This window comes from Flavobacterium sp. GT3R68 (assembly GCF_007109225.1).
Lineage (GTDB): Bacteria > Bacteroidota > Bacteroidia > Flavobacteriales > Flavobacteriaceae > Flavobacterium.
This window is the reverse complement of sequence record NZ_VJZK01000001.1, coordinates 345,318-361,718: the sequence shown is the minus strand read 5'-3', so window position 1 is coordinate 361,718 and position 16,401 is coordinate 345,318. Positions and strand designations below refer to the sequence as shown.

The 16,401-nt window shown below is 41.1% G+C and carries 11 protein-coding genes; 9 read left to right on the top strand and 2 right to left on the bottom strand.

Annotation, left to right across the window (positions count from 1 at the left end):
- Window positions 1–155: 155 nt before the first annotated feature.
- The 6 genes from FNW07_RS01570 to FNW07_RS01545 are packed head-to-tail and all read left to right on the top strand — an operon-like array spanning window position 156 to window position 4,104.
- On the top strand, window positions 156–1,373 hold the full coding sequence (locus FNW07_RS01570; protein ID WP_126742273.1) for an aminotransferase class V-fold PLP-dependent enzyme: 1,218 nt from the start codon (window positions 156–158) through the stop codon (window positions 1,371–1,373).
- 18 nt (window positions 1,374–1,391) lie between these two features.
- Window positions 1,392–1,889, top strand: a complete 498-nt coding sequence (locus FNW07_RS01565; protein ID WP_126742272.1) for a hypothetical protein — start codon at window positions 1,392–1,394, stop codon at window positions 1,887–1,889.
- A complete protein-coding gene (locus tag FNW07_RS01560) occupies window positions 1,889–2,317 on the top strand; it encodes a SufE family protein (RefSeq protein WP_126742271.1) in 429 nt (142 codons plus the stop codon). Before FNW07_RS01565 ends, FNW07_RS01560 begins: the two co-directional genes overlap by 1 nt.
- Window positions 2,318–2,323: 6 nt before the next feature.
- Complete coding sequence (locus FNW07_RS01555) at window positions 2,324–2,650, top strand: SUF system Fe-S cluster assembly protein (protein ID WP_126742270.1); 327 nt, start codon at window positions 2,324–2,326, stop codon at window positions 2,648–2,650.
- 20 nt (window positions 2,651–2,670) lie between these two features.
- Window positions 2,671–3,174 (top strand): DUF2480 family protein, encoded by a 504-nt coding sequence (locus FNW07_RS01550; protein ID WP_126742269.1) that lies wholly within the window; start codon window positions 2,671–2,673, stop codon window positions 3,172–3,174.
- 54 nt (window positions 3,175–3,228) lie between these two features.
- Window positions 3,229–4,104: a DUF3078 domain-containing protein gene (locus FNW07_RS01545; protein WP_126742268.1), complete on the top strand. Its 876-nt coding sequence runs from the start codon at window positions 3,229–3,231 to the stop codon at window positions 4,102–4,104.
- 63 nt (window positions 4,105–4,167) lie between these two features.
- On the opposite strand, the gene hflX is transcribed toward FNW07_RS01545, so the two are convergent.
- The gene (hflX, locus tag FNW07_RS01540) at window positions 4,168–5,409 is read right to left on the bottom strand and encodes a GTPase HflX (protein ID WP_126742267.1); all 1,242 of its coding nucleotides are present in this window, start codon (window positions 5,407–5,409) and stop codon (window positions 4,168–4,170) included.
- 178 nt (window positions 5,410–5,587) lie between these two features.
- On the opposite strand from hflX, the gene FNW07_RS01535 reads away from it, so the two are divergent.
- The 3 genes from FNW07_RS01535 to FNW07_RS01525 all read left to right on the top strand — a co-directional run bounded on the left by FNW07_RS01535 (window position 5,588) and on the right by FNW07_RS01525 (window position 14,501).
- On the top strand, window positions 5,588–11,620 hold the full coding sequence (locus tag FNW07_RS01535; protein ID WP_126742266.1) for a gliding motility-associated C-terminal domain-containing protein: 6,033 nt from the start codon (window positions 5,588–5,590) through the stop codon (window positions 11,618–11,620).
- Window positions 11,621–11,689: 69 nt separating this feature from the next.
- Window positions 11,690–12,610: a type IX secretion system membrane protein PorP/SprF gene (locus FNW07_RS01530; RefSeq protein ID WP_126742265.1), complete on the top strand. Its 921-nt coding sequence runs from the start codon at window positions 11,690–11,692 to the stop codon at window positions 12,608–12,610.
- A gap of 19 nt (window positions 12,611–12,629) precedes the next feature.
- Window positions 12,630–14,501: an OmpA family protein gene (locus tag FNW07_RS01525; protein ID WP_126742264.1), complete on the top strand. Its 1,872-nt coding sequence runs from the start codon at window positions 12,630–12,632 to the stop codon at window positions 14,499–14,501.
- Window positions 14,502–15,003: 502 nt separating this feature from the next.
- On the opposite strand, the gene FNW07_RS01520 is transcribed toward FNW07_RS01525, so the two are convergent.
- Window positions 15,004–16,398: a DUF5689 domain-containing protein gene (locus tag FNW07_RS01520; protein ID WP_126742263.1), complete on the bottom strand. Its 1,395-nt coding sequence runs from the start codon at window positions 16,396–16,398 to the stop codon at window positions 15,004–15,006.
- Window positions 16,399–16,401 lie beyond the last annotated feature (3 nt).

Here is a 16,401-nt window from a genome sequence, read left to right as displayed (position 1 = left end):
GCGAATAACGAAGCAATCAGGAGCTTTTCCCACTATCCGCTTTTATCTTTTTGTTTTAAAGAAAAACAAAAGGATAAACGCTACAAACGAAGTTCACTGAACTCCGATAAAAAAAAGAAGTTAAGTGAAGTAATCGGGGCTAAAAACAAAACAAAATGAGTTTCAATATAAACGATACCCGTGCCGATTTCCCGATACTTTCTCAAAAAGTAAATGGCAAACCTTTAGTTTATTTTGACAACGGAGCCACTTCTCAAAAACCACAGGTGGTCATTGACGCTATATCTAATTATTATCAGGAAATTAACGCCAACATCCATCGTGGGGTGCATACCTTAAGCCAATTGGCCACCGATGCGTATGAAGAATCCCGAAAAAAAATCCAAACGCATATCAATGCCGAGTTCGATCATGAAGTAATTTTTACTTCCGGGACGACCCAAAGTATTAATCTGGTGACCAACGGATTTGCCTCCCTTTTACAAGAAGGCGATGAGGTAATGGTTTCCGCATTGGAACACCATTCCAACATTGTGCCTTGGCAAATGCTTTGTGAACGCACCGGAGCGACCTTAAAAGTCATCCCGATGAATGAAAAAGGGGAATTGATCATGGCCGATTATGACAAACTGTTGTCGGATAAAACCAGGATTGTTGCCGTTAACCATATATCGAATGCGTTGGGAACTGTCAACCCCATCAAGTACATGATTGACAAAGCGCATGAGGCCGGAGCAGCGATTCTGATTGACGGAGCGCAGGCAGTACCACACCTAAAACCGGATGTTCAGGCATTGGATTGTGATTTCTATGCGTTTTCTGGCCATAAAATGTGCGGGCCCACCGGAACCGGAATCTTGTACGGGAAAGAAGATTGGCTCAATAAATTACCGCCGTACCAAGGTGGAGGCGAAATGATTAAGGAAGTGACCTTCGAGAAAACTACTTACGCCGATTTACCCCATAAGTTCGAAGCGGGAACACCTCACATTGCAGGTGGAATCGTTCTCGGTACCGCAATCGATTACATGAATTCCGTTGGTTTCGATAATATCCAGCAACAGGAAAACGAATTATTGGCCTACGGGACCGCGCGTTTATTAGAAATCGAAGGATTGAAGATTTATGGTACTGCAAAAGAAAAAACATCGGTAATTTCATTCAACATCGAAGGGATTCACCCATACGACATTGGTACGATTATTGACAAACTAGGTATAGCAGTGCGGACTGGCCACCATTGCGCGCAACCTATTATGAATTTCTTTAAAATCCCGGGTACGATTCGGGCATCTTTTTCGTTTTATAATACCAAAGAAGAAATTGATATATTTGTAGAAGCAGTCAAGAAAGCGCAACAAATGTTATCCTAACCAAAAAAACCAACACCGATGAAAGCAATTACTTTATTAGCCTCGATTTTTATTATGTGTATCAGTTGCAATTGCCAGAAAAAGGCAGTGGAACCATCCAATATTGTTGCAAATCAGGAAGCACAAGCAAATGAAAATTTAATTCCAGACACCCAAAACGGTATGAAGATAGAATACGAAGCCAATACCAGAGGTTTTTACGAAAAGGTAACTATACAGAACCAGACCATAATGGTTTCAAAAGACAGAAACGGGGCAGACCAGCCGGTTGCTAAAAAAATATCGGATGCAGACTGGAAAGCACTTACCGCGTTTTTTACTGAAGTGAATTTGGCGGAAATGCCGAACTTAAAAGCTCCTACAGAAAAAAGATTCCATGACGGGGCTCCGATTGCAGAACTGAAAATCACCTATAAAGACAAGGACTATACATCCAGCAATTTTGATCACGGTTTTCCACCGGCACAGATTAAAAAATTAGTTGATAAAGTAGTATCACTTACGGAACAGGAATAATGACAATTAAAGCAATACAGGAAGAAATTATTGATGAATTCGCGATGTTTGATGACTGGATGCAGCGTTATGAATACATCATCGACTTGGGGAAAAATCTACCGCTGATTAAAGAAGAATACAAAACCGACGTCAATCTTATCAAAGGCTGCCAGTCTAAGGTATGGTTGCAGGGAGAACAAAATGATGATGCGGTGGTTTTTACGGCCGACAGCGATGCGATTCTGACCAAAGGAATCATCGCTATCCTGATTCGGACTTTTTCCAATCAAAAGGCGGCAGATATCCTGAATGCGGATATGAATTTTATTGATGAAATCGGTTTAAAGGAACATTTGTCGCCAACCCGTGCCAATGGTCTGGTGTCGATGATCAAACAGATTAAGATGTATGCCTTGGCATTTCAATCGCAAAATACTAACAATTAAGAAATTATGGAAGAAGCAATTATAGATACCAATTTACTGGGAGAAGCCATAGTAAAAAAATTAAAAACCATTTACGATCCTGAAATCCCTGTAGATATATATGAATTAGGGTTGATCTATGATGTAATGGTCAATGAAGATTATGAAGTTAAAATTCTGATGACACTAACTTCCCCTAACTGCCCGGTTGCCGAAACGTTACCACGTGAAGTGGAAGAAAAAGTAAAATCAATCGAGAATGTCAAATCCGCTGAAGTGGAAATTACTTTTGATCCGCCATGGAGCAAAGATTTAATGAGCGAAGAAGCCAAGTTGGAATTGGGAATGCTATAATTTCATAGTCAGCAAATTCAATGGAACAAATCATCAACAGGGTCACGAACAGTGTTTTGGAAATTTTCGATTTAGAAGATTATTATCCAGCAGGCAATCGCGTACAACTTGATATTTCCCAATGGCTGTTGGAAGGTTTTTTATTGAAAGAAAAAGATTTTCGGGAACATTTAAAACAATACGACTGGTCGCAATATGAGGATCAGTTGGTGGCCATTCATTGCAGTACCGACGCTATAGTTCCGGCGTGGGCCTCTATATTGGTAACACTGCATTTAGCTCCTTTTGCAAAAAAAGTAGTCAATGGCAATCTGGAAGATCTGGAAACGACGTTATATCAGGAGATTTTAACCCAATTGGATTATTCCATTTATGAAAACAAACCCGTGATTATAAAAGGATGTTCCAAAAAACCAGTACCTATGTCTGCCTATGTGATGGCTGCCCAATATCTGCAGCCTTTTGCCAAAAGTATTATGTATGGAGAAGCCTGTTCTGCAGTTCCTCTTTACAAGAAAAAATAAGAAACCCCATTATGTGAATTACATTTTTTATATTTGTTAGACCAGAACGACAATATGAAAAAAACAGCCATAATATTGCTTTGCATTTTCGGGACGATTACTGCAAAAGCACAGGAGGAAGTGAAACCGGACACCACGAAAGTCTGGACCTGCAAGGGAAATTTCATACTTCTTTTTAACCAATCCACTTTTAGTCACTGGACAGCCGGCGGTGTGAATAATCTTTCCGGTAATGTTGGGGTCAATTATGATTGTAACTACAAAAAGGACGACTGGTCCTGGGATAACAAAATCCTGGCTTCCTATGGTGTGGTGAAAACAAAAAGTGCCTTGGAGAAAAAGACCGATGATCGTTTTGAATTCAATTCGCTATTGGGTAAAAAAGCTAAGGGCTACTGGTACTATTCAGCCTTTTTAAATTTCAGGACCCAAATGACCAAGGGCTATGTTTACAAAACTGAATTGGGAGTGGAAACCAGAGAACCAAGAACTAATTTACTATCGCCGGGATATCTGACATTTGGACCGGGAATGCTTTGGAAAAAAGATGACAATCTGAAATTCAACATCGCCCCGCTTACTTCAAAATTCACTTTTGTAGATCCGGACTTTACATTACCTAATAAAGCCTATTTTGGTGTCGAAGAGGGGAACAGTATGAGATATGAATTAGGGTTTTACGCTGCAGGATATTATAAATTCATGCTGATGGCGAATGTCTCGTTGGAAAATATACTGAATGTCTATTCGAATTACCTCGACAAACCACAAGTTAAAAAAACAGACGTGGATTACCAGTTGAATGTGAAGATGAAAATCAACAGGTATTTATCGACAAATCTGGCTTTCCAAACAATTCATGATCTCGATGCTTATGACGGTTGGCAGACCCGACAGGTTTTTGGAGCGGGTGTGAATTTTGACTTCTAAATATAGTACTGATACACAAAAACCTTTAGATGATTCTAAAGGTTTTTTGTTTTGCGGAAAATACTATTCTAAATCTTCCTTTTCTTCTTTCTCAACGGCATCCTTATAATCGGGGTATAAAAACTTATTATAAGGAAAGCGCGTGATGTGTATGTGTCTTACGGCCTCATAAACGCGCTCTCTGAAATCTTCAAAATTTTCTTTTTGTGTTGCCGAAATAAATAATGCATTTTCTTCGCCAACATTATGCATCCAGGTATTTTTCCATTCCTCCAGGGTATGGTGTTTTTTGGTTTTTTCAGTAATCAAATCATCTTCCTCCATCGTAAGATGTTTGTAGGCATCGATTTTATTGAAAACCATAATTATCGGTTTTTCATTGCTTTTGATATCTATTAGAGTCTGATTGACAGAGGCAATATGGTTTTCAAATTCCGGATGGGAAATGTCAACAACATGCAGCAGCAAATCCGCTTCGCGAACTTCGTCCAATGTGCTTTTGAAGGAATCCACCAGCTGGGTAGGTAATTTTCGGATGAAACCTACGGTATCTGAAAGCAAAAACGGCAGGTTTTTGATAACCACCTTACGGACAGTCGTATCTAACGTCGCAAATAATTTGTTTTCGACGAAAACATCGCTTTTTCCTATGGCATTCATCAATGTTGATTTTCCAACATTGGTATAACCCACTAAAGCCACGCGCACCATAGCGCCGCGGTTGCCTCGTTGAACCGACATTTGTTTGTCAATCACCTTGATCTTTTCCTTTAATAACGCAATACGGTCCCTTACGATACGTCGGTCGGTTTCAATTTCCGTTTCCCCGGGACCCCGCATTCCGATTCCTCCCTTTTGACGTTCCAGGTGGGTCCACATTCCGGAAAGACGAGGCAGTAAATATTGACATTGCGCTAATTCCACCTGTGTTCTGGCATAGGAGGTTTCCGCCCGTTGGGCGAAAATATCTAAAATAAGATGGGTTCGGTCCAAAACCTTACACTCTAATATTTTTGTAATATTTTTTTGTTGTGATGGAGATAATTCGTCATCAAAAATAACGGTATTGATGCCATGCTCTTTTACATAAAGATTGATCTCTTCCATTTTTCCGGTTCCAAGGAACGTTTTTGGATTCGGACGCTCCATTTTTTGAGAAAACCTTTTGACCACTTCTCCCCCGGCCGTATAAGTTAGGAATTCCAGCTCATCAAGATATTCCTGAAGTTTTTCTTCATCTTGTTTTTGAGTGATGATACCAACAATAACCGTTTTTTCGAATTTTATATTTTCTTTTTCTAACATAAGCAAATTTCTATGGCAAAGTTAACCCATTTTGATTAGTTCGGATTGTTTAATATATAAAATAATATTTCACAAATTTACGAAATTTCGTTAAAAAGCGTCTTTTGTTACATATTTTCATAAATTTTGCTAAATTTGGGGTTAATTAAACCACAATTTCAACTATAAATTTTCATTCATGAAAAAAATTACCTTATTAATTTTAATGCTTCTTTTATCTTTTGCAGGCTTTTCACAAGTCATCAGTGAAGGATTCGAAGGTGCTACGTTTCCACCGACAACACCGGGAAACTGGGCTGTTTTCCAAAATGGATTCGGTTCTAATGTGTGGACTATCAATACCACAGCTCCGCACACTGGTACTAAAGCTGCCCAAATAAACAATCGGCAGAACATCGGTCAGGGCAATACCTCCAAGGATTTTCTCGCTACTCCGTTAGTAACCATTCCGGCCAACGGGCAGTTGCGATTTTGGACCCGAACCTCTGTAATTGATAACCAGGGTACAAAATTCCAGATTCGTATCGCCTCAGGTGCTTTGCCTTCAAACCAGACAGACGAAACGGCGTACACTGCTTTGGTCCAGGAATGGGACGAGGACCAGTTAAGCGCTACCTATAACGTATATGAGGAAAAAATTGTTAATTTGGCCGCTTTTGCAGGCCAGTCGGTCTATATTGCCTTTGTTTCTGAAAATACTCAGATAGGTACAGGTTTAAGCGGAGATATCTGGCTTGTGGATGACGTTCTTTTGGTTCAACAATGTTTGAATCCAACAGGTCAGACAGCAGGGTCTTTTACAACAAGCAGTGCGAGTTTAAGCTGGGGTAACCCAAGCGGCGCCGCTTCATGGGAAATCGAAGTGATACCTGCAGCCGCAACCCCAACAGGAAGTGGTCTGGTGGTAAATACCAACCCTTATACTGTTACGGCCCTTACTGCCTCACCATTTACCCCATTACAACCGGGAACATCTTATTCATATTATGTCAGGGCCTTATGTGGGGTTGTGAGTAGCCAATGGGTCGGGCCCTATACATTCTCGACGGCCACATTGGGCTATACCTGCTCGGCTCCTATAGTCATACCAGGTACACTCCCTTATATAACCAACAGTAATACGGCCCTTTATGGGAATAACATCACCGGTCCTCAAGGAGCAGGTTGTGCAGGCGGTGCCACTAATTTTATGGGCGGTAATGATGTTGTCTATTCTTATACGGCACCCATCACAACGACCATTAATATTACTATGACCCCGGGATCGGCCTCGTCAAGTATTTTTGTTTACAGCAGTTGCGCCAATATTGGTGTAAGCTGTCTGGCAGGAGTTGCCAACACAGGTTCGGGGATTCGTACGATATCGAGTTTACCGGTTACAGCTGGACAGACCTATTATATAGTAATATCCGGCACTGCCGCAGCTGTAGCTACGGCGTATAATTTAACCATAATCGCCAATACGTGTACCAATTTAGCCGCCACCTTTAGTGTGGTGAACGATTGTGCCAATGGGCCGCAGTTTTTTGTCAGAGCCAATGTGACTAATATGGGATCGGCAACTTCGATTGTGGCAACAGACAATCAGGCGAGTCCTTCGCAGACTATCACTGCGCCGGGTCAGGTTCAGTTTGGTCCTTTCCCTAATGGAACCAACGTAACGATTCACCTTGAAAACGGGGTTGACGCGAACTGTTTCATAAACAGTGCTAACCAAACGCAGGTATTTTGTCCAGCGACCAATGATTTATGTTCGGGTGCTATTCCTATTGCGTGTGGCGGAACAGCCACACAGACGACAGTAGGCGCCACCACAACGGGAGCACCGACAGGAACTTGCGGCACCACAGGTGGCTCAGGAGGACTATGGTATTCTTATGTAGGAACAGGAGATGTTGTTACTTTTTCTTTATGTGGTTCAGCATATGACACTAAAATTCAGGTTGTAACCGGAGCATGTGGTACATTCACCTGTGTGACCGGTAATGATGATTTTTGTAGTACCCAATCACAAGTTACGATCAATTCAGTTTTGGGAATAAACTATTACGTTTATGTTTTTGGATATGCTACTGCTTCACCACCTCAAGGCGTTTTTGTCCTTAACGTAACGTGTGTACCGCCACCGCCACCGCCGGCAAATGACAACTGTGCTACCGCTACTGTGGTTCCGACCAATAACACGCAGGTTTGTCAGGTGAACGCTTCAGGTACCACTTTAGGTGCTACACCATCAACACCGGCGACTATTACTCCTTGTTTGGGTACCGCGGATGATGATGTTTGGTTTGAATTTGTAGCTACAAATACCATCCATATTATCAATTTGACGAATATTGTTGGGGGAACGACCAACTTAAACCATATTTTATATTCCAATACCTGTGGTGCATTGACACAAATGTATTGCAGTGATCCGAATGGAAGTCTTGCAACCGGTTTAACAGTAGGTGCTACTTATAAGATAAGGGTATACACTTCCGGAAGCATAGCCAATCAAACTGCTACATTTAATGTCTGTATTACCGTACCGCCAACAAATGATGTATGTTCAGGTGCTACATTCGTACCGGTAAACTCCAGTTCAACATGTACTCAGAGTGTTGCTGGAACTATTTCGGGCGCAACACCTTCTTTGCCAACAATAACTGCGCCCTGTGTTGGAACTGCAGATGATGATGTTTGGTTTCAATTTACCGCTTCTAATTCGTACCTAAATATTGCATTGACCAATCTTAGCGCAGGTTACACAAATTTAAATCATGCTGTATATTCAGGATCGTGTACTGGTTTGACGCAAGTATATTGTAGTACGGCAAATACGCTTGCCAGTGTTGCAAATAACTTAGTAGTGGGGCAAACATATTATTTAAGAATTTGGTCGAATGCAAATACGCCTCAAACTACGACTTTTGATGTATGTATAACAACCCCATCTACCTGTATGAATTCAGATTCAATGTGTGGATCTGTTAATTATGGCAACACTATTGGGGTTACTAGTTTAGGCGCTATTGGTTGTCTTGCTACTTCACCAAATCCTAAATACTTTTTAATTCAGGTTCAGACAACCGGACCGCTTAATTACTCTCTGACACAATCTTCGAATGGTACTGTACCAAATCTTGATGTTGATTATGCTGCTTGGGGGCCTTTTACCTCGCAAAGTACTGCATGTTCAGCAATAAGTGGAGGTCAGGCTCCAGGTGTCGGTGTTCCTGTTACTACGACGACTGGATGTAGTTATAGTGCCGCCGCAACAGAGACCTTGAATATTGGAAACGCGCAGGCGGGTCAGTATTATGTTGTTCTAATTACGAATTACTCCGGTCAGTCAGGAACTATAAGTTTTCAACAAACCAATGCAACTGTTCCTGGAGCAGGTACAACCGTTTGTTGTCCTGAGGCATACTTTACTTATAACCCAGCTACTTATTGTAAAAACGGGGGGCCTAACCCAACAGCGGTTATAAACGCAAACTCAGTTGCTGGTATCTTTAGCAGTTCCCCGGGATTAGTTTTTGTAAGTAATTTGTCCGGGGAAATAAATCTTGCGGCAAGCGTAGCTGGAAATTATGTTGTTACAAACACTATTGCGCCAACAGCGACTTGCTCAACCGGAAAATCCGAAACTTATACTATTACAATTGCAGAACTTGCCAGTGCAACCATATCGTACACAGCCGGATCCTATTGTAAAAATGACAACAGTACAGTTACTGTGCTGCAAACAGGAACAACCGGAGGAATTTATTCTTCATCCCCGCTTGGAGGATTATCAATTAACCCGACAACAGGAGCTTTTAACCCAAGTACCAGCACAACAGGTAGTCATACAGTAACGTATACTGTTCCTGCGTTTTCTGGATGCCCATCGTTTACAACTACCGCTCCGGTTGTAATCACACCTCTTCCGATAGCTACTTTCGGATATAACCCAGTATCGTATTGCCAAAATGGCTCTGACCCAAGTCCTGTTTATTCGGGAGGTGGAACTGCGGGAGGATTTACCTCTAGCACCGGACTTTCTATAGATGCAGTTACAGGTGTGATTGATGTATCTGCCAGTACCCCTGGAAGCTATATCATAACAAATGCGTTTGCCGCCGCAGGCGGTTGTGGTCCTGTATCTGCGCCATTTACGATTACAATCACAGCGCCTCCGACAGCAGGTTTTAGTTATCAAGGAAGTCCATTTTGTCAGGCGGCAGGTAATGCAAATCCTATCGCAGATATGTTTTTAGGTGCGACCGGAGAATCATTCAGTTCTCTTGAACCAGGATTAATTTTTGCCAGTACAACAACAGGAGAAATTGACTTAGTGAACAGTACACCGGGAACCTATACGGTTACTAATTTAGTGACTGGAACCAATGGATGTGCTAATGTTTCAGCATCTGCGATGATAACCATTACCGCATTGCCAACTGCAATAATTGGATATACTACCCCTACCATGTATTGTAATAACGACGCAACAACGCAAGCTGTTACTTTATCAGGAACGGCTGCATATACTGGAGGAACGTTTAGCGTGGCTCCATCCGGATTGATTATTGATTCTGTATCCGGAACCATCACTCCTAATGGCAGTACACCTGGAGATTATACGGTTACTTATACTACTATCGCCGCAGGCGGTTGTGGGGCGGTTACTTCACTACCAGTTACGATTACTATCACAGCGCCTAAGACAGCTGGTTTCAGTTATCAAGGAAGTCCGTTTTGTCAGGCGGCAGGTAATGCAAATCCTATCGCAGATATGTTTTTAGGTGCAACCGGAGAATCATTCAGTTCTCTTGAACCAGGATTAATTTTTGCCAATACAACAACGGGAGAAATTGACTTAGTGAACAGTACACCGGGAACCTATACAGTTACTAATTTAGTGACTGGCACTAATGGATGTGCTAATATTTCAGCATCTGCCATGATTACCATTACCGCATTACCAACCGTATCACTTACGTATAATGCTCCCGACATGTATTGTAATAGCGGCGCAACTGCGCAAACTGCTACTTTAAATGGAACGGGTGCCTATACAGGTGGAACTTACAATGTGGCTCCATCTGGATTGATTATTGATCCGGTATCCGGAACTATTACTCCTAATGGCAGCACGCCGGGAACTTATGATGTAACGTATACAAGTGCTGCTTCAGGCGGTTGTGGTGCTGTTACTTCATTACCGGTTACCATTACGATTACAGCGCCACCGACAGCTGGTTTCAGTTATCTGGGAACTCCATTTTGTCAGGCATCAGGTAATGCAAACCCTGTGGCACAAATGGTTACTGGTGCGACCGCGCAAAACTTCACGTCTACTTCAGGATTAGTTTTTGTCGATGCAACAACAGGATTAATCGATTTAGCCAACAGTACTCCGGGAACGTATATAGTTACTAATACAGTTCTAGGAACTGGCGGATGTGGCCCGGTTACGTCACTGCCGGTTACTATTACGATTACAGCGGCACCTGCAGCTACCATCTTTTATGATGCCACATCGTTTTGTGATAATACTGGCGACGAAACTGTAAATTTCTTAGGCACGCCAGGAGGAACATATAGCGTATCTCCTACAGGACTGACTATTGATTCGGTATCCGGAGAAATTAGGCCTAGCACCAGTTCAGGAGGTGTTTATACAGTAACTTATACCGTTGGGGCTTCAGGCGGTTGTCCGCAATTAATTGCCACTACATTTGTTACCATAATACCGGATGTTGCAGTAGAGGTTACTGAAGACTGTATTGACAATAAGTTTACGCTTACAGCCTTGCCAGTCGATTCTTCATTTGATCCTTCAGACGCCAGTTACTCATGGACATCTCCTGATGGAATTGTTTCTGGACCATTTGCTTCACCGGCATTGATCATCACGCAAACAGGAACGTATATTTCTTCTGTGACCTACAATGGATGTACCACTAAAACCCCACATGCGGTTGCGAATACTGAGTGTGAAATTCAAAGAGGTATTTCGCCAAACGGGGATGATACAAATGAATTCTTCAGATTGTCAGATGCTAAAAAGTTGGAAATTTTCAACAGATATGGTACCGAAGTATACAGTTACTCGAATTATACCAATCAATGGCATGGTCAATCCAATAATGGAGGTGAACTTCCTGACGGAACGTATTTCTATGTGATTGAAAGAAATTCCGGAGAGAAAAAAACGGGTTGGATTTACATCAATCGTTAAATCAATTTAGTAGTTACAGATTGCTGTCTGTTACCAGGCAGCAATCTTTATCATAAAAACACAACATAAATGAACAAATTATATTTCGCGGCATTGGCAGTATTGATGGTCTTTACAGGTGTCCATGCGCAGCAAGATCCGCATTATACACAGTACATGTATAATATGAATGTTATAAATCCGGCGTATGCCGGTTCTAAGGAAGCTTTATCCGTTGGATTGCTTTATAGAGAACAATGGGTCGAACTTGAGGATGCACCCCGCACAGCAACCTTATCCGGCCATAGCCCCGTGGGTAAAAATGTTGGTCTTGGTCTTTCGGTGATTTCGGATAAGATTGGTCCTGTTGAGGAGAACAATGTGTATGGGGATTTCTCCTATACCCTAAATTTAGGAGGCGAACACCGTTTAGCTTTAGGTCTTAAGGCGGGAATTACTTTTCAACAGATTGGATTGCAAAGTGATATCGAATCTTCTTTGCCGCAATTGCCTGATGGTGCTTTTGCTGAAGACACGAACAATACCTTTTTTAATGTTGGTACCGGTCTTTTCTATTATACCAATAAATATTACGTGGCATTCTCTGTTCCTAATATGATCAAGAGTACGCATTTGGATTATAATGGTAGGGAATTTGGTAACGAGATTCAGCATTATTTTCTAACGGGAGGTTATGTGTTTGATTTAAATCCGAATGTGAAGTTCAAGCCTTTTGCGATGATAAAATCTGCTATTAACGCCCCAACATCATTGGATGTTTCTACAAACTTCCTTTTTTTCGAGAAATTTGAGGCCGGAGCAACCTACAGACTGGACGATTCCTTTGGACTGATGGTAAATTATGCCATTACGCCATCTTTGAGAGTAGGTTATGCTTACGACCATATTATTTCGGACTTAAAAGTAACTACATCATCATCCCACGAAATTATCCTGCTGTTTGATGTGAACTTCCCTAAAAAAGTTTCACAATCACCTAGATATTTCTAATAAAAAGCGACCTCTACAAATGAAAAAAATATATCTATTATTAAGTTTTGTGATGATCAGCTCCAGTCTAATCGCGCAAAACAAGGACACGCAGAGTGCTGATAAATTGTACACCCAATATGAATACGTAAGTGCCGCCGAAGGCTACCTGAAACTGGTAGAGAAAGGCAAATCCAGCCCTTATGTATACAAACAGCTCGCAGACTCTTATTTCAACATCTTCAATACCGAAGAAGCAGCCAAATGGTACGCTAAGGCTACTGAAGAGAAACAAGATGCGGAGACCTACTACCGTTATGCACAAATGCTGAAAGCCAATGGTAAATATGAAGATGCCAACCGCCAGATGCAGAAGTTTGCGGCTATGCAGCCTAATGATGAAAGAGCGATTGCCTTTAAGGAAAACCCAAACTATATACCAAGATTATTGGACCAAAGCAAATTGTTCAATGTAAAGTCATTGGATATGAATAGCGAGAAATCTGATTTTGGCGCAACCCTTCATGACAACATTCTTTATTTTACGAGCGCCCGTAACACGGCTAAGAAAGTATACGGTTGGAATAAAGAGCCTTATCTGGATATGTACAGTGCCAACTACAATGCAGACGGTACCATTACTGATGTTGCTGCTTTAAGCGAACTGAATTCCAAATTCCATGATTCTTTTGGAACGATGAGTCCAGATGGGAATACCTTGTACTTCACCAGTGACAGTTTCAGAGAGCATCTATTTGAGAAAGACAAAAAGAACAACATACAGTTAGGAAAAAACAATATTTACCGTGCGACCAAAAACGGAACCAAATGGGGAAATATTACTTCATTGGCCTTCAACAGCAAAAGTTATTCAACCACCAATCCAAGTTTAAGCAGGGATGGGAAAACATTATATTTTGCCTCGAACATGCCGGGAAGCCTGGGCGGCGTAGATATCTGGAAAGCAGCAGTAAACGCTGATGGTAGTTTCGGTGTTCCGGAAAACTTAGGTAAGAATGTCAATACCGAAGGCAATGAAAGCTTCCCTTTTATCTCTGATGACAACATTCTGTATTTCGCCTCGAGCGGAAGACAGGGACTTGGAGGATTGGACGTGTACCAAATTGACCTGAACAACCCAAAGGACGCCATGAACGTCGGCAAACCGGTGAACAGTGAAAAAGATGATTTCTCTTTTACGTTCAACAGTTCCAAGAACACCGGATTTTTCTCGACCAACAGGGGAGGAAATGACGATATTTACGGTGCAAACCCGTTATGCGGACTGGACGTAACTACCATCGTTACAAATGCCAAAACAGGAGAAATTTTATCCGGAGCAAGAGTAGCCATTCTGGATGACAAGAAAAACGTAATTGCGAACGCAACCTCGAACGTTAAAGGAGAGGTAGCCTATAAGGTGGAATGCGAAAGAGAATACACGATACAGGCAGCAAAAGACGGGTACGAGAGCAGTACATTTACCGTGGATAAAAGCGGAAATAAAAGCAGTAAAAAGCAAGTTGATGCGGCTTTGCAGCCAATTGATGTAATTGTAACCGAAACCGAAATCATCCTTAAACCGATTTATTTTGAGTATAACAAAAGCAACATTACTCAGGAAGGGGCTTTTGAATTAGACAAACTGGTTCAGGTGTTGAAGAACAACGACAAGTTAATTATCATGACCAAATCGCATACCGATAGCAGGGGAAGTGACAAATATAACCTGAGCCTTTCCGATAGAAGAGCCAAATCTACGGTTCAGTATGTAATCTCTAAAGGAATTGCAAAAGATAGAATCTCCGGTAAAGGTTATGGCGAAAGCGAACCGAAAGTGGATTGCGGATTGAATTGTACTGATGAGCAACATGCACAAAACAGACGTGCAGAGTTCCTGATCGTAAAATAGTAAACAACAATTATATTATAATAGCGGTCCATATGGGCCGCTATTTTTTTTGTCTGAGTTAAATTATTAGAACATATCCGAAATTTAAAAAAAATTATTTCGAATGCTTAGAAAGTATGAGTTTTGGAAGAATTATGCATTTGGAAATACCAAAAAGACGCTTATATTTTGGCCAATCGATAGTTAAGTGATATATAAATGATCACTACAAGGACAGTAGCAAAAATGACTCAAACTAAGCCATTTTTCCTTTTGAACGCAAGATCTCCCCAAAATATTTTCGACCGCTTATTTAACTTAAAAACCATCTCCAGATGCGTTCGTAATCTTTCCGTAGAAAGGATTGCCAGGATTGTAAAGTGGTGCTCAAATAAGTAAAGGCATAACGATTGAACCGCCAAGCGATTTCCGTATATTGTTTAAAAAAACAAATACTTCCAGAATTATAAGAACAAAAAAAAGCGGGCCATTAGCCCGCTTTTTTAATTTTAGTAGCCGATGATTAGTTTACAACAATATCATCAATGTCCATATTAGTTGTAATCTTTGGCGCGATACCAGTACCCTTATATTCAAAGATAAAATAACCGTTTCCAGTCACAGCTGCAGGGATATTATAAACGCCACTTGCGATAAATGAAGTACTGCTTCCGTCGCTAATAGTGAAGTTTGAAGTAATATTCGCTAGTGTAGCAGTATTGATGTCTGCACCCGGAGTATAATTCGTACTGTAATATACTTTTAACGTTGCTCCGTTAAAGAAAGAAGCTTTGGTTTTGAAAGCTAATGTATTCGCAGCAGTCATATCTACAGGAACAATAAATAATGTTCTGTTTTTCTCCGGTGTACCAGAAAAAGAAGACATTTCGATATATTTGTTCCCACTGGCAGATCTTACTCTCCATAATTTTGTACCTTCAACAGGGTCGTTGATGTATTTTGGGAAATTGAATTGTCCGGTAGTTGCTGATCCAGCAGTATAACTCTCAAAATTTTCAGTGAAAGCCCCTAAATACTGAAGGTTGTTTCCAACGATCGGTGGGTTTACGTCTACTCTTGGTTCCGTTAATTTGATATCACTTTCGTAACGGATCATGAATTGGAAATCGCTTCCGTACTTAGTAAGTACTCCACGGATTTTACCACTTCCTGAAGGGACCATTTTTCCTGAGAAAGGAGCAAAACTACTGATTCTTAAAATCACGGGAGTTCCACCCGAAGTAGCCGTAATGTAATGATTGGTTGCGCCTCCGCCTGAATCCACATCATAATAGGTTCTCCCCATTGAAGATTCAGAAAACTGAACATTTTCTAATTCAATTAAAGTATTAAGATTCGCATTGGTGATTGCCTGGGCAACAGTCAATGTTCTTACAAAACTGTCTTCCGTTACCTGCGAGCAGGATGGGAAAAGAAAATTTTTGTATTCCTGTTCAGAAATTCTTCCGATTTCCGGTGCTGCAGTTGGTGATGACTGATAAATGCCACCAATTTGTAGTGAATTGTAAACAATAGCCGTGTACAATCCGTTCAATTTGATGTATACTTTTTTGCCCGGAATAAATCCTTCTGCGAAAGTAGCCCCAACGTTAATTGGCACGCTGAATCCTAAAGGAGCGGAACCATCAGTTGGAATGGTTTGAAAAGAGATCGATTTGTAAAAGTTCCCTTTTTCATCACTGGAAGTTACATACGCCTCAATAATATCATCAGCTGTATACAAAGTTGGCGTCGAAGTTGCTTGAGTAATAATTTCCTGAACCGTTTTTGTTGGTGTCAGATTCGGATCTACACACGTCATATCCGGAGTTTCATAATCATCACTATTTACACAACCGGACAAAATACCAGCGGTCAACGCGATGAAGAAAACAGATTTTAATATAATTGATTTCATAAT